This is a genomic window from Thioalkalivibrio sp. AKL10 (assembly GCF_000381845.1).
In the GTDB taxonomy this organism is placed as follows: Bacteria; Pseudomonadota; Gammaproteobacteria; order Ectothiorhodospirales; family Ectothiorhodospiraceae; genus Thioalkalivibrio; species Thioalkalivibrio versutus.
Genome location: NZ_KB907143.1, coordinates 593,437 through 614,353, shown reverse-complemented (window position 1 = coordinate 614,353; position 20,917 = coordinate 593,437). Strand labels below are relative to the sequence as shown.

The following is a 20,917-nucleotide window of genomic DNA, read 5'->3' as shown; positions in this document are numbered from 1 at the left end:
AATGGCCGAGAACGAAAGCGGACAGGAAAAAAGCGAAGAGCCCACTCCGAAACGCCTGCGCGAGGCGAAGGAGAAGGGGCAGGTCCCGCGCTCGCGCGAGCTGAGCACCTTTCTGGTGCTGATGGCGGGCGGGAGCTTCCTGCTGATGTACGGCCCGAACATGGGGGCGCAACTTACTGAACAGATGAGCAGTCGCCTGGATTTCGAACGCGAAATGGCCTACGACTCGTCGCTGTTATTGCCGTATCTGGCCGACGAGATTTTCCGCACCCTGCGGACCCTGTTCCCTCTGTTCGGCGTACTGGTGGTGGCCGCGGTACTCGCGCCGATCGTGATCGGCGGCGCCAATTTTTCCTGGAAGGCCGCCGCGCCCAAGGTCTCCAAGCTGAATCCCGGGAAGGGCCTCAAGCGAATCTTCTCCTGGCAGGGGCTGATGGAGTTCGGCAAGACCTTCGCCAAGTTCGTACTGATCAGCAGTGTCGCGGTCGCCGTGCTGGCCACCTTCTCCGACCGGCTGCTGATGCTCGGTTACGAGCCTGTTCATCAGGGCATCATCCATGCCGCCCAGCTGGTTCTGGGAACCTTCATCGCGGTCTCGGCGGCCCTGATCGTGGTCGCCGCCATTGATGCGCCGTTCCAGATGTGGAATCACCAGAAGCAACTGCGCATGACCCGGCAGGAGGTCAAGGACGAGTATAAGGAGACCGACGGCAAGCCAGAGGTCAAGCAGAAGATCCGTCAGTTGCAGCAGGAGATGGCGCAGCGGCGAATGATGGAGGAGGTCCCCAAGGCCGACGTGATCATCACCAACCCGACCCACTATGCGGTGGCTATCGTCTACGAGGCCTCGCGCATGGCGGCGCCGAAGGTGGTGGCCAAGGGCGTCGACGAGGTGGCCGCCTCGATCCGCGCAGTCGGGGACGAACACGCGATCATCCGTGTCGAGGCCCCGCGCGTGGCCCGCGCCATCTACTTCACCACCGATCTGAACCAGGAAGTGCCCAACGGTCTGTTCGTGGCCGTGGCCCGCATCCTGGCGTACGTCTACCAGCTCAAGCGGGCCGATGCCGACGCGCAGATGCCGGATGACCTTCCAGTACCCGAGGACTATCTCGATCCTGACAAGCAACGCGGCCCGCGGAGGGATCGCTAATGGCCTTCTTTGACCGTCTGGGTAACGTGGGCAAGTGGGGGCTGGGGGCGCCGATCCTGCTGATCGCGATGCTCTCGATGATGGTGCTGCCGCTGCCGCCGCTGGCGCTGGACGTGCTGTTCACCTTCAATATCGCGCTGTCGCTGGTGGTGATCATGGTTGCGGTGTACACCCCGCGGCCGCTGGAATTCGCGGTCTTCCCGACCGTGTTGCTGGTCGCCACGCTGCTGCGTCTGGCGCTGAACATCGCCTCCACCCGCGTGATCCTGCTGGAAGGCCACACCGGCACGGATGCCGCCGGCAAGGTCATCCAGGCCTTCGGCGACTTCGTGGTCGGCGGCAACTACACCGTGGGGCTGGTGGTGTTCGCGATCCTGATCATCATCAACTTCGTGGTGGTGACCAAGGGAGCCGGGCGTGTGTCCGAGGTCAGCGCCCGCTTCACCCTGGACTCCATGCCCGGCAAGCAGATGGCGATCGACGCCGACCTGAACGCCGGCATCCTGACTCAGGAAGAGGCGCGCAAGCGCCGCGAGGAGATTGCCAGCGAGGCGGACTTCTACGGCTCCATGGACGGTGCCTCCAAGTTCGTCCGCGGCGATGCCATCGCGGGGATCCTGATCCTGTTCGTAAACATCATCGGCGGGCTCACCATCGGTGCGGTGCAGCACGGCATGTCGATCGGCGATGCCGCGACCAACTACGTGTTGCTGACCATCGGCGACGGCATCGTTGCCCAGATCCCGTCGCTGGTGCTGTCCTCCGCCACCGCGATCATCGTGACCCGCGTGACCAGCAGCCAGGACATGGGCCAGCAGGTGTACGGGCAGATGTTCTCCAACCCGCGGGTCCTGTACGTCGCCGGTGGCGTGATCGGCGCGCTGGGCGTCGTGCCGGGCATGCCGAACGCCGTGTTCCTGGGGCTGGCGGCGCTGATCTTTGGCTGGGCCTACCTGCTCAAGCGCCGGAGCCGCGAGGCCGAGGTGGAAGTGGAGCGCATCCCGCAGGAAGACGAAGGCGGGGCTCGTTCGGAGGATCGCGACCTGACCTGGGAAGATGTCCCGCCGGTGGACTTGGTCTCCCTCGAGGTCGGCTACCGCCTGATCCCCTTGGTGGACCGCACCCAGGACGGCCAGCTGATGGGACGGATCAAGGGCGTGCGCCGCAAGCTGTCGCAGGAGCTCGGGTTCCTGCTGCAGCCGGTGCACATCCGCGACAACCTGGAGCTGAGCCCGAACGCCTATCGGATCAGCCTGCTGGGCGTCACTGTGGCGGAGGCCGAGGTGTTTCCCGATCGCGAACTGGCGATCAATCCGGGCGAGGTCTTCGGCACCGTGCCGGGCACCCCGACCAAGGACCCGACCTTCAACCTGGATGCCCTGTGGATCGACCCGTCGGATCGCGACCAGGCCCAGGGCGCCGGCTATACCGTGGTCGACTGTTCCACGGTGATTGCGACGCATTTGTCGCAGGTGTTCCGCGAGAACGCCCACCGCCTGATCGGGCACGAGGAGGCACAGCACCTGCTGGATCAGCTGGCGCGGCATTCGCCGAAGCTGGTGGAGAACCTCGTGCCCAAGACCCTGTCGCTTTCGATCGTGCTGAAGGTGTTGCAGAACCTGCTGGCCGAGCAGGTCTCGATCCGCGACCTGCGCACGATCGCCGAAACCCTGGCAGACGACGGGGTGAAGAGTCAGGATCCCGGCACTTTGACCGCAGCGGTGCGCGTCGCGCTGTCGCGTTCCATCGTCCAGGACCTTGTGGGACCGGAGGATGAGCTGCCATTGATTGCCCTGGACCCATCGCTGGAACAGCTCTTGCATAAGTCCCTGCAGGGCAGCTCGGGTGGCACGGTTGGACTGGAGCCCGGGCTGGCGGAACGGTTGCAGCGTTCGGTTGCGGACGCGGCGCGCCGCCAGGAGACGGCCGGCCAAGCGGCGATCCTGGTGGTGGCACCGGAGATCCGTTCCTGGATTGCCGGCTGGTTGCGCGGCGCGGTTCGCAGCCTGACCGTCCTGGCGTTTACCGAGATCCCCGACAACCGGCGGATTCGGGTAGTGGCCACGGTCGGTCAGGAAGAAACGGCGAAGCAGTCCGCATGAGACATAGGGGTTCCGCCGCGTGAGCGGCGCAGGAGATCAAAGCATGAATGTCAGACGATATCGGGCCCGGGACATGCGCGACGCCATGCGTCAGGTGCGCGAACAACAGGGAGAGGATGCCGTGATCCTCTCCAGTCGCCGGGTGGATGGCTGGTTGGAGGTGGTCGCCGCCCTGGAGGATGGCGAGTCCTCGGAGCCGGTGCGCGAGCCGGAGGCCGCAAAGCCGGCCCGCGAGGCGCGCACCGCCGACCGCGCCCCGAATTCGGCGGCCCCTTCGTGGCCGGCCGATCCCGAGCTCACCGCGATGCGCCAGGAGTTGCGTGACCTGCGCAGCCTGATGACGCGTCAGTATGCGGAGAGTGACGAGGCTCGCTGGGCGGCCCGTCACCCCCTTGCGGCCGAATGCAAGGTCCGCCTGATCGACCGCGGCTTCAGTGAATCGCTGGCCCGCAGCCTGGCGGGCAGCATCCTCGATGACAGCTCCCCCGAGCAGGCTTGGGAGCGTCTCCGCGCGCGGCTTTCGGGTGCGATTGCCACGCATCGCCCGGCGATCCTGGACGAGGGCGGGCTGCTGGCGATGGTGGGGCCGACCGGTGTCGGAAAGACCACCACGCTGGCACGGATCGCGTTGCGCCAGATCCGTCGGATGGGACCGGATTCGGTTACGCTGGTGACCCTGGACAGCCAGCGCATCGGTGCCACACGGCAGCTGCAAGCCTTTGCACAGATGGCGGGGATCTCGGTGCGCGTGCTGCAGAATGCGCGCGAACTGCGCGATCTGGCGCGGCGCGTGGACGATGGCCACCTGATCCTGGTGGATACCGCCGGGCAGGCGCCGCGCGCGGTGGAGGAGGAGTCGCTGTTCGCGCATCTGCCGCCGGATATCCGTGCCGAGAGCTGGTTGGTTGTGTCGGCCACGACCCAGGGCAGTACCTTGCGGCGGGTGCTGGACGCGTTTCGCAAGGCGGATCCCTCGGCGCTGGTGCTGACCAAACTGGACGAGGCAGAACAGCTGGGCGAGGTCCTGTCGGTCCTGCTGGACCAGCACCTGGGGCTTGGGTTTGTAAGCGATGGCCAGCGCATCGCCGAGGATTTTCACCGGGTCGATACGGGGTATCTGACCCGCCTGGCACTGGACGACGATGCCGAGGGTGCGCAGGCGGGTGGCAATGCCCGCGAGACCTGGGCCGCCGAACGGCTGGCCGAAATGGAAGCGCCGCGACGCTCGCGCTCGCCGCTGCGCCCGGCGCAGGGGGCCGAGCCGGCCACACTGGAACTGATTCAGCCGGTTGGAAAGGGGCGTTATGCCACGCACTAACAAGCCGTTGAAGGTCATTGCGGTCGCCTCGGGCAAGGGCGGCGTGGGCAAGACCAACGTGTCGGTCAATCTGGCGGTCGGCCTGGCCCGGTTGGGCCGCGAGGTGATGCTGTTCGATGCGGATCTGGGCCTGGCCAACGTGGACCTGTTGCTCGGGATGCGCCCGGAGCGCACCCTGCACGACCTGGTGACCGGCGCCGTGGACAGCCTGGACGATGTCCTGGTTCAGGGGCCGGACGGGGTGAAGGTGGTCCCGTCGGCCTCCGGTATCGCGGCGATGGCGAATCTTACGCCGGCCGAGCACGCGGGGCTGATCCATGCCTTCAGCGCCTACCGCAAGCCGCTGGATGTCCTGATCGTGGACACTGCTGCAGGCCTGCAGGAGTCGGTGACTTCGTTCTGCCGGGCGGTACAGGAGACCCTTGTGGTGGTCTGCGACGAGCCGGCTTCGATTACCGATGCCTATGCCCTGATCAAGGTGCTGCATCGTGACCACGGGCTGCGGCGTTTCCGCATGGTCACCAACATGGTCAGCGGACGCGAGGGTGCGGAGCGGCTGATGCAGAAACTCAATACCGTCTGTGGCAATTACCTGCCGGAGGTGGTCCTGGATCTGGCCGGCTATATCCCGATGGACGAACATCTGCGCAAGTCCGTGCAGAAAAGGGCACCGGTGGTTCAGCAGTATCCCGGCAGTCCGGCCGGCAAGGCGTTTGCCGAACTGGCACGCACGGTGGACCGCTGGCCGGTTGGTGGGGGTGACCACGGGGGCGTCGGGTTCTTCGTGGAACGAATGCTGCAGAGTGCATGATGACGACGCGTAATCGACTTTCCGGCTACCAGGCGACGTCCACCGCGACCGGTGGACACGAGAAGTTGATTGCCGATCACGTTGAACTGGTGCATCGCATCGCGCACCACCTGATGGCCCGTCTGCCGGCCTCGGTCCAGGTCGATGATCTGATCCAGGCCGGCATGATCGGCCTTCTGGAGGCGGCGCGGCAGTTCGAGGGCGGGCAGGGGGCGACCTTTGCCACCTACGCCGGAATCCGCATCCGCGGTGCGATGATCGACGAATTGCGTCGCAGTGACTGGACGCCGCGTTCGGTGCACCGCAACAGCCGGCGTATTGCCGCCGCGATCCAGAGTGTCGAGGCCCGTGAGGGGCGTGCGGCGCGTGGGAGCGAAGTGGCGGCCGAGCTGGACGTGGCGATCGATGACTATTACGACATGCTCAAGGACCATGCCGGGGCCCATCTGTTTGCGCTGGACGATCTGGGTGGCGGGGATGACGGGGCCGATCGTGTGATCGAGGGGCAGGAAGTCTCTCCGTCGCGTAGCCTTGAGGCTGGCGAGTTTCGCGAGGAGTTGGCCGAGGCCCTTGGGGATCTGCCTGAACGCGAACGCCTGGTGCTGTCGCTGTATTACACCGAAGAACTGAATCTGCGCGAGATCGGGGCTGTTCTGGGCGTGACCGAGTCGCGCGTGAGCCAGATTCGCAGCCAGGCGGTCATCCGGCTGCGCGCGCGCATGGGGTCGTGGCTCGAAGACGGCACGGCTTTGCAGTTATTCTAAAACTCACCTTACGAATCCCGGAGTGACGTGTGGACAAGGGAATGAAAATTCTCATCGTGGACGATTTTTCCACGATGCGGCGCATTATCAAGAACCTCTTGCGCGATCTTGGCTTCAATAATACGCAGGAAGCCGACGACGGCAGCACCGCGCTGCCGATGCTGCAAAATGGTGATTTCGACTTCCTGATTACCGACTGGAACATGCCCAATATGCCGGGCATCGACCTGCTGAAGGCCGTCCGGGCGGATGCCAACCTGAAGTCGATGCCGGTGCTGATGGTGACGGCCGAGGCCAAGCGCGACCAGATCGTGGAGGCTGCGGAGGCAGGTGTGAACGGTTACGTGGTCAAGCCGTTTACCGCCGAAACGCTGAAGGAAAAGATCGACAAGATCTTCGAACGTATTGAAGCACAGGGCTAAGCATCGCTCAGTGATGAATACGGACGACGTCCGTCTCGCTTGCGCGGGTGGACGTGACCCGGCTCCTTCGGCGCCGTACCAGCAAGAGGCTCCTCATGACTGAACAGGAACACCCCCCACGCGACGGCCAGCTCGAGCTGGCCCGGCAACTGGTGCAGACGCTCGAGGCGGGCGACGACGCGGCGGCACGCGCGCTGGTGCAGGATCTAGCGCGTCCTTACGACCGCGAGCTCTTCGACGAACTGGGCAAGCTGACGCGCGACCTTCACGAGGCCTTGCAAAGCTTCCGTGGCGACTCGCGCCTGGTAGAGCTGACCCAGGCGGAGATCCCGGATGCGAAGGAACGCCTGAACTACGTGGTCACCATGACCGAGCAGGCCGCGCACGCCACGATGGGCGCCATCGAATCGAGCCTGCCGATCGCCGAGTCGTTCAGCCAGCAGGCGGCCGACTTGACCGCCAAATGGACGCGCTTTCGCAACCGGCAGCTCTCGGTGGACGAATTCCGCGATTTCGCGCGTGAGCTGGACAGCTTCTTCGGGCAGGCGGGCGAGGACGCCGAGGAATTGCGGCGGCTGCTCTCCGAGGTGTTGATGGCACAAAGTTATCAGGACATTACCGGCCAGGTGATTCGCCGCGTGATCCAGCTGGTGACCGACCTCGAAGAGAACCTCGTTACCCTGATTCGGCTCTCCAGCGGGCGCATGGAGCAGGTCGAAGCGGCCGAAGCGTCCCTGGAGCGTGGCGAAGAAGACCGCGAGGCGGACCGCAAGGGCCACGGCCCCAGTGTGCCCAAGACTCAAGATTCCAGCGCAGATGTCGTTCAAGGACAGGACGAGGTGGACGATCTGCTATCAAGCCTGGGCTTCTAGCAGTGCCCCCCATACGACTGGCGCCACGGGACCGGAGAGACTGAATGGCCATCGACCCCAATGACGAAATCCTTCAGGACTTCCTGATCGAGGCCGGGGAACTGCTGGAGGGGCTCAACGAGCAACTCATCGACCTGGAACAGAATCCGGACGATCGGGATCTGTTGAATGCGGTCTTTCGAAGCTTCCACACCATCAAGGGGGGCGCCGGGTTCTTGAGCCTGGATCCGCTGGTGACGGTGTGTCATCACGCCGAGGACGTCTTCAATCTGCTGCGCAACGGCGAACGCCGGGCCGATAGCCATCTGATGGACACCATGCTCCGCGTGCTGGACTCCCTGAACGTCATGTTCGGGGATCTGCGCTCCGGCGTGGACCCGACCCCCGCCGATGCCGCAGTGGTCGAGGACCTGCGGCGCATGGCAAAAAACGAAGACGTGGCCGGAGATACCGCCACGGCGCCGCCCGCGCCTGAACCGGAGCCCGTCCCCGAGCCACAGGCCTCGGCCCCCGGCGACGCCATGGTGGGCGGCGGGGAGGAGATCACGGACGACGAGTTCGAGGCCCTGCTGGATACGTTGCATGGTGACGGTGCCCCGGCACCCATGGACGCGGCTGTGTCGGGCGGCGCCGGGGCCAGCGAAGACTCGGGCGGTGATCTGATCAGCGACGACGAGTTCGAGAATTTGTTGGACGAGTTGCAGGCCAAGGGCGGGGGTCCGGCATCGCCCGAACCGGCTGCGGACGCCCCTGCGGATCCACTGCCGACCGAGCCCGCGGCCGCGGCGCCCGAGCCGGAAAAAGCAGTAACGCCGGAGCCGGCTGCCGCCGGTGGGCAGGGCGGTGGTGGTGCCCGCGCCGGCGGGGCCGAGGCCGGGGGGCGCCCGGCTCCACAGGGCGAGACCTCCGTGCGTGTGGATACCGAGCGGCTGGACGAGATCATGAACCTGGTGGGCGAGCTGGTTCTGGTGCGAAACCGGCTGAGCATGCTGCGTTCGCAGCATGTCGACGACGAACTGGGCAAGGCGATCAGTTCGCTGGCACTGGTGACCTCCGACCTGCAGACCTCGGTGATGAAGACCCGCATGCAGCCGGTGAAGAAGGTCTTCAATCGCTTCCCTCGAGTGATCCGCGATCTGTCGCGGAATCTGGGCAAGGAGATCGAACTGGAGATCTTCGGCGAGGAAACCGACCTCGACAAGAATCTGGTCGAGGCCCTGTCCGATCCGCTGGTGCATCTGGTGCGGAATGCTGTGGACCATGGCATCGAGACGCCCGATGTGCGCGAGGCGGCGGGCAAGCCGCGCAAGGGTACGGTCGTGCTCGGTGCGGCGCAGGAGGGCGATCACATCGCACTGCTGATCAAGGACGACGGCGGTGGCATGGATCCACAGGCCCTGCGCCGGAAGGTGGTGGAGAAGGGGCTGATGGAGCCCGCGATGGCCGAACGCATGACCGATCGCGAGGCCTTCAACGTGATCTTCATGGCCGGATTCTCCACCAAGACCGAGATCTCGGACGTCTCCGGCCGCGGGGTTGGCATGGACGTGGTCAAGACCAAGATCTCGCAGCTCAACGGCACCATCGAGATCGATTCCGAGATCGGCGTAGGGACCACGCTGCGGGTGAAGCTGCCCCTGACCCTGGCGATCCTGCCCGCGCTGATGGTGATTCTGGACGGCCGGCGTTTTGCGATCCCGCTCGCTTCGGTCTCCGAGATCCTGGATCTGGATTTGACCAAGACGAATTACGTGGATGATCAGGAAGTCATCATGGTGCGCAAGCACGCCCTGCCTGTTCATTACCTCAAGCGCTGGTTGAAGCCGGGGCACGAGCCCGAGCCGCGCAAGGATGCGCACGTGGTGGTGGTCCACACCGCCGACCGCAAGGTAGGGCTGGTAGTGGATGATCTCGTGGGGCAGGAAGAGGTGGTCATCAAGCCGCTCGGCCAGAATCTGCAAGGTGTGAAGGGCCTGGCGGGAGCGACGATCACCGGAGATGGCGGCATCGCCCTGATCCTCGACGTCTCTGATCTGGTGACGATCCTGATGCGGCAACTGCAAATGTCCGGTCGACCGCGCCGCGCGTCGCGCTCGAGCGAGGGCTGAGGATGCCGATCAGGGTTCTGGTGGTTGACGACTCGGGGTTCTTTCGTCGGCGTATCGCCGAGATCCTGGATTCCGATTCCGGCATCGAGGTCGTGGGTTCGGCCGAGAATGGCGAGCAGGCGATCGCCAAGGTCCGGGAGCTCGATCCCGATGTCGTGACCATGGATATCGAGATGCCGGTGATGGACGGCATCACCGCGGTGCGCAAGATCATGGCCGAGCGCCCGCTTCCGATCCTGATGTTCTCCAGTCTCACCACCGAGGGAGCCCAGGCGACCCTGGATGCGCTGGAGGCCGGTGCGGTGGACTTCCTTCCCAAGCGCTTCAGCGACATGGCCGGGGACGAGGACAGCGCACGCATGCTGCTTCGGCGCCGTGTGCGCTCGTTGTCACGCAGCCGGGCGCGCTCTGTCAGTGCCCCGGGCACGACCACGCCTGCGCGGGAAGCCCGTCCGTCCGCGCGCCGCGAAGAGACGGACCGTCAGGCGGCGGCCGATGCGCGCAAGCCGGCTCCGGCGGTTGCCAGTTCCCGGCCGCCGACGCCGCTGCGGCAGTTGCGCGCGGTGCTGATTGGTACCTCCACCGGCGGTCCGGTGGCGCTGCAGGAGGTGCTGAAGCCGCTCCCGGCGAATTTCCCGCTGCCGATCCTGCTGGTGCAACACATGCCCGCCAGTTTTACCCCGGCCTTCGCCGAACGCCTGAACGCCATGTGCAATATCGAAGTCCGTCAGGCGAAGGACGGCGACGTGCTGAAACCGGGCGTGGCGCTGCTGGCGCCGGGCGGGATGCAGATGACGCTGGAACGCGGCAGCCAGACGCATGTGCGAATCGCGGAGAGCCCTCTGGGCACCATCTACAAGCCGAGCGTGGATGCGGCCTTCGGTTCCGCCGTGGAGGCGCTGCGCGGGCAGGTGCTTGCCGTGATCCTCACCGGCATGGGTGCCGATGGCCGCGAAGGCACGCGGGCACTGAAGGGCGCCGGCGCGCAGGTGTGGTCGCAGGATGCGGCGACCTGCGTGGTGTACGGGATGCCGGCGGCAGTGGCCGAGGCCGGCCTGTCCGATCATGTGTACCCGCTGCCCGAAATCGGGCCCGCACTGGTGAAGGGGTTCTGCTGACATGGATATCCTGAGCCTCATCGGGATTACCCTGGGGCTGGTGGCGGTTCTCGGGGGCAGCATTGCCAAGGGCAGTGGCCTGGGCGCGCTATGGAATGCCGCGGCCTTCCTGATCGTGGTGCTGGGAACCCTGGGGGCGACCCTGGTGCAGGCACGGCTGTCGGTGTTCATGCACGGTATGCGCATCCTGCCGTGGGCCTTCAAGCCACCGAAGGTCGACAATCGCGCGACGGTCGAGCAGATCGTCGAGTGGTCGCATGTCGCGCGCAAGGAAGGCCTGCTAGGCCTGGAGACGCTGGCCGACGAGGAGACCGACGGCTTTGCCCGCAAGGGGCTGCAACTGCTGGTGGACGGTAGTGAACCGCAGACCATTCGCCAGATCATGGAGGCCGACCTCGACAACCGCGAGCACTTCGACCTGCAGGGCGCGAAGATCTTCGAGAGCATGGGGATCTATGCCCCGACCCTGGGGATTGTCGGCGCGGTGATGGGCCTGATGGCAGTGATGCAGAACCTCGCGGATCCGAGCAAGCTGGGGGCGGGCATCGCGGCGGCCTTTGTCGCCACGATCTACGGCATTGCCTCGGCCAACCTGCTGTTCCTGCCGGTGGCCAACAAGTTGAAGTCGATTATTCAGAACCGTTCGCAACACCAGCAAATGCTGATGGAAGGTCTTATCGCCATTGCGGAAGGGGAAAACCCGCGGAACATCGAAAGCAAGCTGAGTGGCTTCATCCACGAGTGAGGTCACCATGGCGCGACGCAAACGGGCGGAAGAACACCAGAATCACGAGGCTTGGGCCATCCCCTATGGGGACCTGGTCACACTGCTGCTGGCGTTCTTCGTGGTGATGTACGCCATCTCCTCGGTGGACGACGGCAAGTACCGGGTGCTGTCCGAGTCGCTCGTGGACGCCTTCCGCGCACCGATGCAGGCCGACCCGATTCAGGTCGGGGATCCCACCGTGGCCCGGGAACGTACACCGCAGGATCTGCGTGCCCTGGTGCCTATCGAGGTCCAGCCGGGTCTGGTGGAAGAGGGTCCGCAGCCCATCGACATGGCTTTGAGCGGGATGCTTGACGAGGGCCCGGACGACGCTGGGATGCAGGCGTTCCTGGACGAACTGGCGGATACCGCGCGCGAGATCGAACAGGCGATGGCGCAATGGATCGAGGATGGCGACCTGCGCGTGACGCGCGAGGCCTATTGGCTGGAGATCGAGATCACCAGCCGTCTGCTGTTTGCGTCCGGGGCGGCGACCCTGAACCCGCAGGCGGAAGCTCTTCTGCAAGAGGTTGGCGGGATTCTGGCGCCACGTGTCTCGCGCGTTCATGTGGAGGGACACACGGACAATGTGCCCATCCAGACCGCGATCTATCCGTCGAACTGGGAGCTTTCGTCCGGACGGGCGGCCGCGGTGGTCAGCGTGTTCGAGGAGGTCGGGGTCGATCCGGAGAATCTGGTCGCCCTTGGCTATGGCGAGCACCGGCCGGCGGCCAGCAACGACACCGCGGAGGGACGGGCCGAGAACCGGCGCGTGTCCATCGTGGTACTGCCCGGGGCGCGTCCGCGCGCCGAGGGCGCGCAGGAACCGGAGCGCCTGCGCGAGGATCTTCCGCCCGCACCGCTCCCGACGGATGGAGACACACCATGAAGGTCTGGGCGGTTGCGAACCAAAAGGGCGGTGTGGGCAAGACCACCACCACGGTGACGCTGGGCGGCCTGCTGTCGGGCCCGGAGCAACGCGTGCTGCTGGTGGATGTGGACCCGCACGGATCGCTGACCGCGTATTTCGGCCATGATCCGGAGACCGCCACGCGCGGGGTGTACGAGCTTTTCAGCCAGTGCGCCGAGGGTGCGGATCCAGACCCGAATGGTCTGATCCGCGAGACCCGGTTCCCGGGGCTGGACCTACTGACCGCGAGTACCGCGCTGGCAACGCTGGATCGCCAGCTGGGCACCCGCAGTGGCATGGGGCTGGTGCTGCGTCACGCGCTGGAGAAGATCTCGGACCAGTACGACTACGTGCTGCTGGATTGCCCGCCGATGCTCGGTGTGCTGATGGTCAATGCCCTGGCCGCCTGTGACGAACTGCTGGTGCCGGTGCAGACCGAGTTCCTCGCCCTGAAGGGGCTGGAACGAATGATCAATACGCTGAAAATGGTACAGAAATCGCGCAAGTCCGAGTTGGCGTACCGAATTATTCCGACCCTGTTCGACCGTCGAACCCGGGCGGCGCACGAGGCCTTGTCGGAACTGCGCCGTTTGTACGGCGACGACGTCTGGCCGGGCGTAATCCCGGTGGACACGAAATTCCGTGATGCCTCCAGTGCCGGGCAGCCGCTGTGTTTCATGATCCCGGACGCCCGGGGCGTGCTTGCCTACTCGGATCTGCTGGAGGCCATTGGTGGCCGGCTGTCCGAACCCCATGAACGGAGGCGACGCGGATGAAACGTTCCATAGTCGACAACCTGGCCCTGAAGGCCGAGCCGGAGGCGCTGGATGACTACTTCGGCAGCCTGCTGGACGAGCCGGAGCCCGTTCGGCCGCTTCTGCGACCGGATATCCTGGAGCCACGGCCGCCGGTAGAAGAAGCGGCGCCCGTAGTGGAGCTGGAAGCCCCGGTCCGTGAAGCAGACGCGGTGGATCTCCCGGCGCCGGTAGTGGCCTCGACCCCACCAGCCCCACCGGCCGATCCGGCGGAGCGCGAGTATGCGCGGCCCGAGCAGCCGTTTTCGGCCCTCGTGATCGAGGCTGGCAATCTGACCCTGCTGGCGCCGCTACATGCGCTGGGCGGGGTGGCGCCGCTGGACAGCCTGGAAGTGCGGCCCACCCCGAATCATTCGGTCTGGTACCTTGGATTGGCGGATACCAAGCAGGGGCGGGTGCAGCTGATTGACCTGGCCGCCGTGGTGACACCGGAAGATCGCGATTACGAGCCGGATACGGCCCGGCAGGTGGTGTTCCTCGCGGGTTCGCGGTTCGCGCTGGCCTGCCGCGCGATTCACGGCACCCGGGTGATCCATCCGGAGTCGTTGCGCTGGCGCAGCCAGCGCCGGCGCCTGCCCTGGCTGGCCGGCGTGGAACGCGAGAAGATGGCGACGTTGCTGGACCTGGAGGCGCTGGACCGCACCCTCGACGAGGGTGGCTGGGACTGATCCCGGCCGGCGCCATTCAAGCATGGCGGTAATCGGCCGATAACCCGGTCAAGACGACACCACAGGGCGGCCCCCGCCGGCACGGAATATCGAGGATGACATGAGCAGCGCACAAGACGTAGAAGCCATGACCAAGGCCGACACCGCTCCGTATGTGACTTTCAGTCTGGCGGAGGAAACCTATGCGATCGACGTTCTGCAGGTTCAGGAGGTGCTCAAGGTTACCGAGATCGCCCCGGTACCGGGTGTGCCGGACTACATCCTCGGGATCATCAACCTGCGCGGGAATGTCGTTACGGTGATCGACGCCCGGCGGCGTATGGGGCTGGATGATCGCGAGTCGGATGAGGCCTCGCGCATCGTGATCATCGATGTAGACAACCAGAACGTGGGGATTCTGGTGGATTCCGTCTCGGAGGTCGTGCGGATCTCCCCGGATTCGGTCGAGCCGGCGCCCGAGGTGGGTAACGATGACAGCAGCCGCTTTATCCAGGGCGTGACCAGCACCGAGGAGGGCCTCACCATCCTGGTGGACCTCAACAGGCTGCTATCGGACGACGAGTGGGCGCAGTTGCGCGAACTGTAGCCGCGCACGTCGGGTCTACAGTCAACAGACGAGGACCATGACCATGAGGCGCAAGCCGGGAGGTGAACCATGGTCGACGAACTCCAGCCGGACCGGACTGTTCGACCGGTCCATACCACTGTTCCCGGGCGCAATTTGAGCGACGACCATGACCGCGACCCGGTCTTTCGTCCCGCAGTGCGTCCAACCCAGCAGCGTCCGCCGCGCAAGGAAGAACGCCGCCAGCGGCGCGGCCTGATCGACGACTACGCCTGAAGTCCCCGGGGACCGGCACCCACTCGGTCCGGGCGCGGTTCCGTGTCCGAGTTTTTCGCCATGGCTGGTCACGCCCTCACGAATCACGCGACAATCGGCAGGCCCCGGGTTTCAGGAGTGTGCAGGCAATGGGAGAGGGAATGCTGATCTGGCTCGCCGCGTTGATTGCGTTGCTGGCGACCATCGTCGCCGGATTTGCCGTGGGGCTCGTGATTCTGTTGCGTCGGCAGTTGGCGGCCCTGCGCCAGGATTATCAGCGCCAGGCCACCTCGGTAATGGCCCTGCAAGGGGCGATGAAGGCCCTGTCCGAGGGGGTCGCGACCCATGGTCAGGCACAGGCCTCGGTACAGCGTGCCCTGGAGCGCCTGCATGACCAGCACAGCGAGCTACGCGCCCGCGAGGGCGACAGCGGCGCCTACGAGCAGGCGATTCTTCTGATCCAGCAGGGCCTGGGGCGCGAAGAGGTCCGTCGGCGTTGCGGCCTTACCTCCACCGAACTCGACTTGTTGTTTAGCCTGCACGGCTCCGGGAATGCCGGCGGCACCGGGTTCGCCGGGCGCTCATGAGCCCCGGTCCGGCCCTTCGCGGTCCGGGTTGGACTGGCGCGAGGGGGCCTGATACCCACTGCCGCGGTCGTCGGGTGTGATCCCTGCCAGCAGGAACACAAAGGCGAGAATCTCCGCGACTGCGACGTAGAGCTCCTCCGGGATCTCGCTGCCCACGGGGACCTGCGCCAGCGCCTCGCTCAGGGCCGGGTCCTGATGCAGCGGGATTCCATGTTCCTCGGCAATGCGCAGGATGGCCTCGGCCGTCAGGCCCGAGCCGCTGGCTGTGATCCGCGGCGCCTGCCGACGATCCCATTCCAGTGCGACCGCCTTGGCCGGTGATCGGCCGCGGTCGGCCGTTCGGTCCCCATGATCCTTTCGTGCCATCGGCTCAGGCCTGTTCGTCCAGCATGCGATGCGAATTCGTGGGGCGCGGGTCCGTATCGACCTCGCCCTGACGTACCGATAGCCCCGTCACCGTCACGTCGCGCTCGCCCAGCCGATCGCGGAGATAAGCCATTTCGCTGCGCAGTCGCGTGACGGTATCGGCCTCGGGTGCGGTGAAGTGCACGCTGACGCCCCCATTGCGCGATGCCAGGGCGATCCGCGTCGGGCCGAGGTCACCGATATCCAGCGTCAACACAATCGACCAGGGCGCTTCGGCTTCGTCGTCGCTTCCGCCTTCGCGGTGGATCTCGCCGAAAACACCGTGGATACCCTGCTCGCTGCGCAGCGGAAGTTCGAATAACCAGCGACTGTTGCCGGGCTCGTCACTTGCGAAGGACTGCAGCGACTGGAGCTGGAGCGACGTGACACGTTTCAGGAGCCCCTCCAGAAGGCCGGACAGGGCCGCGGCCGGGGCAGGGGGAGGCGAGGCGGTGGCGGGGGGTGCTTGCCCTGCAGGGCGTGCGTCCGCCGCTTGGCGAACCTGGTCTGCGGCACGCAGAAGCTGGGCCTTGAGATCTCCCGCGAATGGATGCATCGGGCCTTGACCGCGTCCGGCATGCCCCAGCATGGCCTCCATCCAGAGTCCCGATTGCTGGATGTGCTGGCGCAGGGTCTCGGGCTGTGCCAGTTGGGCCGGGGTGGGCAGGAGATCCAGGATACGGTGCAGTGCGGGTGCGGCCTGGGCCCCGGGCATGGCGCTCGTGGCTGGCGCCCCGGTCCCGGTGGGCTGGGTCAGCAGGCCATGCAGAGCCGGCCCCAGCGGGCGTGCCCCGGGGAGCTGCAGACGCAGTTCTTGTCCCAGCCACTGCTGGGCCGGGTTGGGCGCTGAGCCGCTACCGGCGGGGCGGGGTGCGGCGCGATCCATGGTCAGGGGGAGCAGGCGGACCTCCAGGCGTGGCTCGGTGCGGGTGATCTCGGCCAGCATGGCGGTGCCGGAAGCGCCCGAGCCGGGTCGGTTCAACAAGGCCGTGGGCAATGCGCCGGTCAGCTGGGCGGTGACCACCGTTGCAGGGGGGGAGGGGCGTGCCGCGGTCGATGCGCCGCTGCGGCCCGGGGAGGGTTCGAGACGCAGCCGCACCCCGCGATCGGCAAGTACTTCCAGGACACGAACCTCGATGCGCGTTCCGGTCTGGAGGGATTGTCGCGTTCCGGTGCCTGCCCCACTGGCCGCATTGCCGGGGGGTGTCCAGCCGGGAATGCGCGGACCGCCAAGGTCGACCATCAATGGATCTCGTGATGCAAAGCCTCAGCATGGCATACCGGAGGGCGCGGAATGAAACGGCCCGCCCAGGATGCCCGGTTTGTTATCCTGATGCCTTTCGCGATTCGGACTGTGGAGCGATGTCGAAGATACGTGTACTGATGGTTTGCCTGGGTAATATTTGTCGCTCGCCGATGGCCCATGGAGTGTTCGAGGCGCGGGTGCGCGATCACGGACTGAGCGAGGCCATCGAGGTCGATTCGGCCGGAACCGCCGGGTATCACGTGGGGGCGAAGGCGGATAGCCGGGCCCGCCAGGAGGCGCGCTCGCGCGGCTACGATCTGGAACATCTGCGCGCGCGTAGGCTGGAGCCCGAGGATTTCCTGGAGTTCGATTACATCCTGACCATGGACGACGCAAACTACCGCAATGCCGAGCGCATCCGTCCGGCAGATGCGCGGGCGGAGTTGCTGCGGTTTCTGGATTTTGCGCCACAGTTCGGCGAACACGAAGTCCCGGATCCGTACTACGGCGGGGACGAAGGGTTCGTGCACGTCATGGACCTGGTGGAAGCGGCAGCGGATGGGTTGCTGGAACATATCTGCGATCGCCACACGTTGAAGGCCTCCTGACAGCACTGCCGGACGCGTTGCGGACCGGGCGCAGGAGTCGCTGCCGGAGTCGACTGGCGCAGGGTCGCGTGCAAGCCGAGCCAAAGGCATCGGTATGACCCTTCTGGAAGATCATCCATTCGGAATCCCGAGGCCAGAACCAAAAAGGGCCCGCCAATAGGCGGGCCCTTTTTGGTTGGACGAGGGACCTCGTCCTGTCAGTCGTCGCCTTTTCGGTTCGGACTTTCGGCGGCCGGTTCCGCTGGCTCGGCAGTGGGCCTGGGCGCGGCAGGTTTGTCGTCTTTCGCCTCCGCAGGCTTTTCTGCTTTCACTTCGTCCGGCCTTGAAGCAGCGGCCCCTTCATCGGTGGGGGTGGTCTCCGCCTTGGTCGCCTTTGGCCGCCGGGTTCTTGGCTTGGGAGCGGTGTCCGGCGGGTCTGTCGGGGTCGCATCGGTCTTGTTCGCGGCATCCCCGGCATCGGCCTTCTTGGCCCGGGCCGGGCGCTTGGCCGGGGCCTTGTCGCTTTGGCCTGTGGCGTCCGCCGTGTCCTGCTTCGCTGCCGGCTCGGCTTTTGGGGCCGGTTCCCGGGAATCGGAAACGGCCGGCTGGCTTTCTGTCGGGGTGTTCGGCTCGCTGGAGCCCGGAGTCACTTCGCCGGTGGAGGTCTCTGCGGAGGCCGGGGCCGGCTTGCGGCCGCGACCACCGCGGCTACGCCCCTTGGCGGGCGCGGCGTCCTTGGGGGCGCCATCGTCGGGGATGGCCTTTTCCGGTGGCGGGGTGCTCTCGCCACCGTCCCTGGTTGGGGCCGAGGACTCGGCGTTCTGAACTTCTTTGGGGGTCTCAGCGTGTGCCTTTCCGGTGTCGGCCGCGGGGGCTGAGTCCGGGGCGGTCGTATCACTGCCGGACTCCGGAGCGGAACCCTCGGTTGCAGTGTTCTGCGCACCGTCGGTGCCGGCTTCGCCGGCGTTTTCGCCAGAACGTCCACGACCGCCACGACGCCGGCCACCGCGACGGGAACGGCGGGAACGGGTGCTGCGACCCTTGCCGCCGTCATCCTCGTCCGACTTCTCCGGTCCGTTACCCGCAGGAGTGTCCGCGGCTACGCTCGTGGCGGCCTCGTCCTTGTCCCGTGCTGGCTTCTCGGCCGGCTTCTCGGCCGGTTTCGAGTCTGCGGACTTCTCGGGTCCCCTGGTGTCAGGCGTCCGGCTTTCGGCGGCTTGTTTCGGCGATTCGTTGCTCGTGCCCTTCGCGGCATCGGCATCTTTCTTGCCGCCACGACGGGAACGGCCCTTGGCACCATCGGGCTTGGTGCCATTGCCCTTGGCACTATCCGTCTTGTCGGGTGCGCCCTTCTTGCCCTTGTCGGTCTCGTCACGCTTGTCGCCGGTATTGCGGCCGCCGTTGTCGGCCTTTTTCCGACTGCCCCCGCGGCCGCTGCCCTTGCCGCCGCGGTTGCTTTCGCCGGCGCGCCCGCGACCTCCGCCCTTGCGGCTGTCTTCCTGTTCATCTTCCGGCCCGTCTGCCGGACGCGCGTTGGGGAACAGCGAGGACCAGATGCGCGTGAAGAATCCGGGCTTCGTCACCGGCTGTGACGTCTCCGGTGCGGAGGGTGCGCTGTCGCTGACCGGGGCCGGCCCGGTCATCTTGACGCCCTGGACCAGCGGCTTCTCGACCTTGCTGCGGCGCTCCTGATGCGGATCGCTCTCGTCCTCGGTGGTCTCCACCAGTTCGTGCGAGCCGCGGTCGCTGATCGTCTCTTCGCGTTCGTCGCCGCGCACGCGGCGGACCTCGAAACGTGGGGTGAGGTACTGCGGATTGGGGATGATGCTGATGTCGACCTTGTGGCGATCCTCGATGTCGTTGATCGATTCGCGCTTCTCGTTCAGCAGGAAGGTGCCCACGTCGACCGGGACCTGACCCATCACCAGGCCCGTGCGGTCCTTCATCGCCTCTTCCTCGATCAATCGCAGGATCGACAGGGCGAGGGATTCCACGCTACGGATCTGGCCGTGACCCTGGCAGCGCGGGCAGGTGTTCTGGCTGGATTCCCCCAGCGACGAACGCAGGCGCTGGCGCGACATCTCCAGCAGGCCGAAGCGGCTGATGCGCCCGACCTGGACCCGGGCACGATCCATCTCCAGCGCTTCGCGCAGGCGGTTTTCGACCTCCCGCTGGTGCTTGTTGGCGTTCATGTCGATGAAATCGATCACGATCAGGCCGCCCAGGTCGCGGATGCGCAACTGGCGCGCGACTTCTTCCGCCGCCTCCAGGTTGGTGTGGAAGGCGGTCTCCTCGATGTCGCCACCCTTGGTCGAGCGCGCAGAGTTGACGTCGATGGAGATCAGGGCTTCGGTGTGGTCGATGACCAGCGCACCGCCGGAGGGCAGGGTGACGTCGCGATCGAATGCGCTCTCGATCTGGCTCTCGATCTGGTAACGATTGAACAGCGGGACCGGGTCATCGTAGCGCTTGAGCTTGCGCAGGCTGTTGGGCATGACCAGACGAACGAATTCCTCGGCCTGCTGGTACACGTCGTTGTCATCGATGATGACCTCGCCGACGTCGTTGCGCATGTGGTCGCGCAGGGCGCGGATGATGACGTTGCTTTCCTGGTGGATCAGCGCCGGGGTCTTGGCCTTTTCCGCCGCTTCGGTGACCGCCGCCCACAGGGCAGTCATGTAATCCAGATCCCACTGGAGCTCTTCGGTGGTACGCCCGACGCCCGCGGTCCGGGCGATTACGCCCATGCCGTCCGGCATCGTCAGTCCGGAGAGTGCGTCACGCAGGGAGGCGCGGTCTTCGCCCTCGATGCGGCGCGAGACTCCGCCGGCTTTCGGGTTGTTGGGCATCAGGACCAGATAGCGGCCGGCCAGGCTGATGTAGGTAGTCAGCGCGGCACCCTTGTTGCCGCGTTCTTCCTTTTCTACCTGGACGAGGAGTTCCGTGCCTTCCTTCAGGAAGTCGCGGATTGGCTTGTCGCTGTCGGCAGGGGCGCCAACCGCGGAATGAGCGATTTCCTTGAACGGGAGGAAGCCGTGGCGATCAGCACCAAAGTTGACGAACGCGGCCTCCAGGCTCGGTTCGACGCGGGTGATCTTGGCCTTGTAGATGTTCGCCTTTTTGCGTTCGCGCGAAGGCAGTTCGATATCCAGGTCGTACAGCCGCTGGCCGTCGACCATGGCGACCCGCAACTCTTCCGGCTGCGTGGCATTGATCAGGATGCGTTTCATGCATTGGACTCGGTAGGGCGTCCTGGCGTCCGGCGGGGAAGATCGGGGTCCGGGGTGCGGCGATCGAGCGGCGGCACGGCAACGCTTGCGCACGCGTGCTCGCAGCGGCGGCGCGTAGCACAAGCCAACGCGCCAGCCAGGTGTTCACCAGCAACCACGGGATCAGTCGCCTGCGGGAGGCGTAGCCGGGGAGACAGGACTGGGTTAGAAGAAAT

At 65.9% G+C, this 20,917-nt stretch carries 20 protein-coding genes; 17 read left to right on the top strand and 3 right to left on the bottom strand.

Annotated features, from left to right (window positions below; all coding sequences use genetic code 11):
- The first annotated feature begins 1 nt into the window (after position 1).
- From flhB to G333_RS0108625, 16 genes are all read left to right on the top strand, one after another.
- The gene (flhB, locus tag G333_RS0108700; protein ID WP_018937632.1) at positions 2-1,153 is read left to right on the top strand and encodes a flagellar biosynthesis protein FlhB; all 1,152 of its coding nucleotides are present in this window, start codon (positions 2-4) and stop codon (positions 1,151-1,153) included.
- Positions 1,153-3,255 carry a flagellar biosynthesis protein FlhA gene (gene flhA / locus G333_RS0108695; protein WP_018951414.1) on the top strand — a complete coding sequence of 701 codons (2,103 nt, stop codon included), beginning with the start codon at positions 1,153-1,155 and terminating at the stop codon, positions 3,253-3,255. Before flhB ends, flhA begins: the two co-directional genes overlap by 1 nt.
- A gap of 73 nt (positions 3,256-3,328) precedes the next feature.
- On the top strand, positions 3,329-4,573 hold the full coding sequence (gene flhF / locus G333_RS0108690; protein ID WP_019628219.1) for a flagellar biosynthesis protein FlhF: 1,245 nt from the start codon (positions 3,329-3,331) through the stop codon (positions 4,571-4,573).
- On the top strand, positions 4,560-5,384 hold the full coding sequence (locus G333_RS0108685) for a MinD/ParA family protein (protein WP_018937629.1): 825 nt from the start codon (positions 4,560-4,562) through the stop codon (positions 5,382-5,384). The genes flhF and G333_RS0108685 overlap by 14 nt, the downstream gene beginning before the upstream one ends.
- Positions 5,381-6,148, top strand: coding sequence for an RNA polymerase sigma factor FliA (locus tag G333_RS0108680; protein ID WP_018951417.1), 768 nt, complete (start codon positions 5,381-5,383; stop codon positions 6,146-6,148). Before G333_RS0108685 ends, G333_RS0108680 begins: the two co-directional genes overlap by 4 nt.
- A 41-nt stretch (positions 6,149-6,189) precedes the next feature.
- Entirely contained in the window at positions 6,190-6,570 is a 381-nt protein-coding gene (gene cheY / locus G333_RS0108675) for a chemotaxis response regulator CheY (RefSeq protein ID WP_018145741.1), read from the top strand.
- 95 nt (positions 6,571-6,665) lie between these two features.
- Positions 6,666-7,442: a protein phosphatase CheZ gene (locus G333_RS0108670; protein ID WP_018145740.1), complete on the top strand. Its 777-nt coding sequence runs from the start codon at positions 6,666-6,668 to the stop codon at positions 7,440-7,442.
- 44 nt (positions 7,443-7,486) lie between these two features.
- Positions 7,487-9,550, top strand: a complete 2,064-nt coding sequence (locus G333_RS0108665; protein WP_019628218.1) for a chemotaxis protein CheA — start codon at positions 7,487-7,489, stop codon at positions 9,548-9,550.
- Positions 9,551-9,552: 2 nt separating this feature from the next.
- Positions 9,553-10,668 (top strand): chemotaxis response regulator protein-glutamate methylesterase, encoded by a 1,116-nt coding sequence (locus G333_RS0108660; protein ID WP_018951419.1) that lies wholly within the window; start codon positions 9,553-9,555, stop codon positions 10,666-10,668.
- A 1-nt stretch (position 10,669) separates the two neighbouring features.
- A complete protein-coding gene (locus tag G333_RS0108655; protein ID WP_018145737.1) occupies positions 10,670-11,413 on the top strand; it encodes a flagellar motor protein in 744 nt (247 codons plus the stop codon).
- A 7-nt stretch (positions 11,414-11,420) separates the two neighbouring features.
- Positions 11,421-12,323 carry a flagellar motor protein MotD gene (gene motD, locus G333_RS0108650; protein WP_018937625.1) on the top strand — a complete coding sequence of 301 codons (903 nt, stop codon included), beginning with the start codon at positions 11,421-11,423 and terminating at the stop codon, positions 12,321-12,323.
- Positions 12,320-13,120: a ParA family protein gene (locus G333_RS0108645; protein ID WP_018937624.1), complete on the top strand. Its 801-nt coding sequence runs from the start codon at positions 12,320-12,322 to the stop codon at positions 13,118-13,120. The genes motD and G333_RS0108645 overlap by 4 nt, the downstream gene beginning before the upstream one ends.
- Positions 13,117-13,827 carry a chemotaxis protein CheW gene (locus G333_RS0108640; RefSeq protein WP_018951421.1) on the top strand — a complete coding sequence of 237 codons (711 nt, stop codon included), beginning with the start codon at positions 13,117-13,119 and terminating at the stop codon, positions 13,825-13,827. Before G333_RS0108645 ends, G333_RS0108640 begins: the two co-directional genes overlap by 4 nt.
- A gap of 127 nt (positions 13,828-13,954) precedes the next feature.
- Positions 13,955-14,413, top strand: a complete 459-nt coding sequence (locus tag G333_RS0108635; RefSeq protein WP_018145733.1) for a chemotaxis protein CheW — start codon at positions 13,955-13,957, stop codon at positions 14,411-14,413.
- 69 nt (positions 14,414-14,482) lie between these two features.
- A complete protein-coding gene (locus G333_RS0108630) occupies positions 14,483-14,668 on the top strand; it encodes a hypothetical protein (protein ID WP_018145732.1) in 186 nt (61 codons plus the stop codon).
- Positions 14,669-14,808: 140 nt separating this feature from the next.
- The gene (locus tag G333_RS0108625) at positions 14,809-15,234 is read left to right on the top strand and encodes a DUF2802 domain-containing protein (RefSeq protein WP_018145731.1); all 426 of its coding nucleotides are present in this window, start codon (positions 14,809-14,811) and stop codon (positions 15,232-15,234) included.
- Here G333_RS0108625 and G333_RS0108620 read toward each other — a convergent pair.
- Together G333_RS0108620 and G333_RS0108615 are read right to left on the bottom strand one after the other, a co-directional pair.
- Positions 15,229-15,600 carry an EscU/YscU/HrcU family type III secretion system export apparatus switch protein gene (locus G333_RS0108620; protein WP_019628217.1) on the bottom strand — a complete coding sequence of 124 codons (372 nt, stop codon included), beginning with the start codon at positions 15,598-15,600 and terminating at the stop codon, positions 15,229-15,231. The two genes, G333_RS0108625 and G333_RS0108620, sit on opposite strands and share 6 nt — an antisense overlap.
- A 4-nt stretch (positions 15,601-15,604) precedes the next feature.
- On the bottom strand, positions 15,605-16,882 hold the full coding sequence (locus G333_RS0108615; RefSeq protein ID WP_019628216.1) for a flagellar hook-length control protein FliK: 1,278 nt from the start codon (positions 16,880-16,882) through the stop codon (positions 15,605-15,607).
- 119 nt (positions 16,883-17,001) lie between these two features.
- On the opposite strand from G333_RS0108615, the gene G333_RS0108610 reads away from it, so the two are divergent.
- Complete coding sequence (locus G333_RS0108610; RefSeq protein ID WP_038038139.1) at positions 17,002-17,493, top strand: low molecular weight protein-tyrosine-phosphatase; 492 nt, start codon at positions 17,002-17,004, stop codon at positions 17,491-17,493.
- A gap of 197 nt (positions 17,494-17,690) precedes the next feature.
- Here G333_RS0108610 and G333_RS0108605 read toward each other — a convergent pair whose 3' ends face one another.
- Positions 17,691-20,702 (bottom strand): Rne/Rng family ribonuclease, encoded by a 3,012-nt coding sequence (locus G333_RS0108605; protein WP_019628214.1) that lies wholly within the window; start codon positions 20,700-20,702, stop codon positions 17,691-17,693.
- Positions 20,703-20,917 lie beyond the last annotated feature (215 nt).

Bases quoted from the DNA above. Each gene is read 5' to 3' on its own strand.
- flhB (WP_018937632.1), top strand. From the start codon at position 2: ATGGCCGAGAACGAAAGCGGACAGGAAAAAAGCGAAGAGCCCACTCCG.
- flhA (WP_018951414.1), top strand. From the start codon at position 1,153: ATGGCCTTCTTTGACCGTCTGGGTAACGTGGGCAAGTGGGGGCTGGGG.
- flhF (WP_019628219.1), top strand. From the start codon at position 3,329: ATGCGCGACGCCATGCGTCAGGTGCGCGAACAACAGGGAGAGGATGCC.
- G333_RS0108685 (WP_018937629.1), top strand. From the start codon at position 4,560: ATGCCACGCACTAACAAGCCGTTGAAGGTCATTGCGGTCGCCTCGGGC.
- G333_RS0108680 (WP_018951417.1), top strand. From the start codon at position 5,381: ATGATGACGACGCGTAATCGACTTTCCGGCTACCAGGCGACGTCCACC.
- cheY (WP_018145741.1), top strand. From the start codon at position 6,190: ATGAAAATTCTCATCGTGGACGATTTTTCCACGATGCGGCGCATTATC.
- G333_RS0108670 (WP_018145740.1), top strand. From the start codon at position 6,666: ATGACTGAACAGGAACACCCCCCACGCGACGGCCAGCTCGAGCTGGCC.
- G333_RS0108665 (WP_019628218.1), top strand. From the start codon at position 7,487: ATGGCCATCGACCCCAATGACGAAATCCTTCAGGACTTCCTGATCGAG.
- G333_RS0108660 (WP_018951419.1), top strand. From the start codon at position 9,553: ATGCCGATCAGGGTTCTGGTGGTTGACGACTCGGGGTTCTTTCGTCGG.
- G333_RS0108655 (WP_018145737.1), top strand. From the start codon at position 10,670: ATGGATATCCTGAGCCTCATCGGGATTACCCTGGGGCTGGTGGCGGTT.
- motD (WP_018937625.1), top strand. From the start codon at position 11,421: ATGGCGCGACGCAAACGGGCGGAAGAACACCAGAATCACGAGGCTTGG.
- G333_RS0108645 (WP_018937624.1), top strand. From the start codon at position 12,320: ATGAAGGTCTGGGCGGTTGCGAACCAAAAGGGCGGTGTGGGCAAGACC.
- G333_RS0108640 (WP_018951421.1), top strand. From the start codon at position 13,117: ATGAAACGTTCCATAGTCGACAACCTGGCCCTGAAGGCCGAGCCGGAG.
- G333_RS0108635 (WP_018145733.1), top strand. From the start codon at position 13,955: ATGACCAAGGCCGACACCGCTCCGTATGTGACTTTCAGTCTGGCGGAG.
- G333_RS0108630 (WP_018145732.1), top strand. From the start codon at position 14,483: ATGGTCGACGAACTCCAGCCGGACCGGACTGTTCGACCGGTCCATACC.
- G333_RS0108625 (WP_018145731.1), top strand. From the start codon at position 14,809: ATGCTGATCTGGCTCGCCGCGTTGATTGCGTTGCTGGCGACCATCGTC.
- G333_RS0108620 (WP_019628217.1), bottom strand. From the start codon at position 15,600: ATGGCACGAAAGGATCATGGGGACCGAACGGCCGACCGCGGCCGATCA.
- G333_RS0108615 (WP_019628216.1), bottom strand. From the start codon at position 16,882: ATGGTCGACCTTGGCGGTCCGCGCATTCCCGGCTGGACACCCCCCGGC.
- G333_RS0108610 (WP_038038139.1), top strand. From the start codon at position 17,002: ATGTCGAAGATACGTGTACTGATGGTTTGCCTGGGTAATATTTGTCGC.
- G333_RS0108605 (WP_019628214.1), bottom strand. From the start codon at position 20,702: ATGAAACGCATCCTGATCAATGCCACGCAGCCGGAAGAGTTGCGGGTC.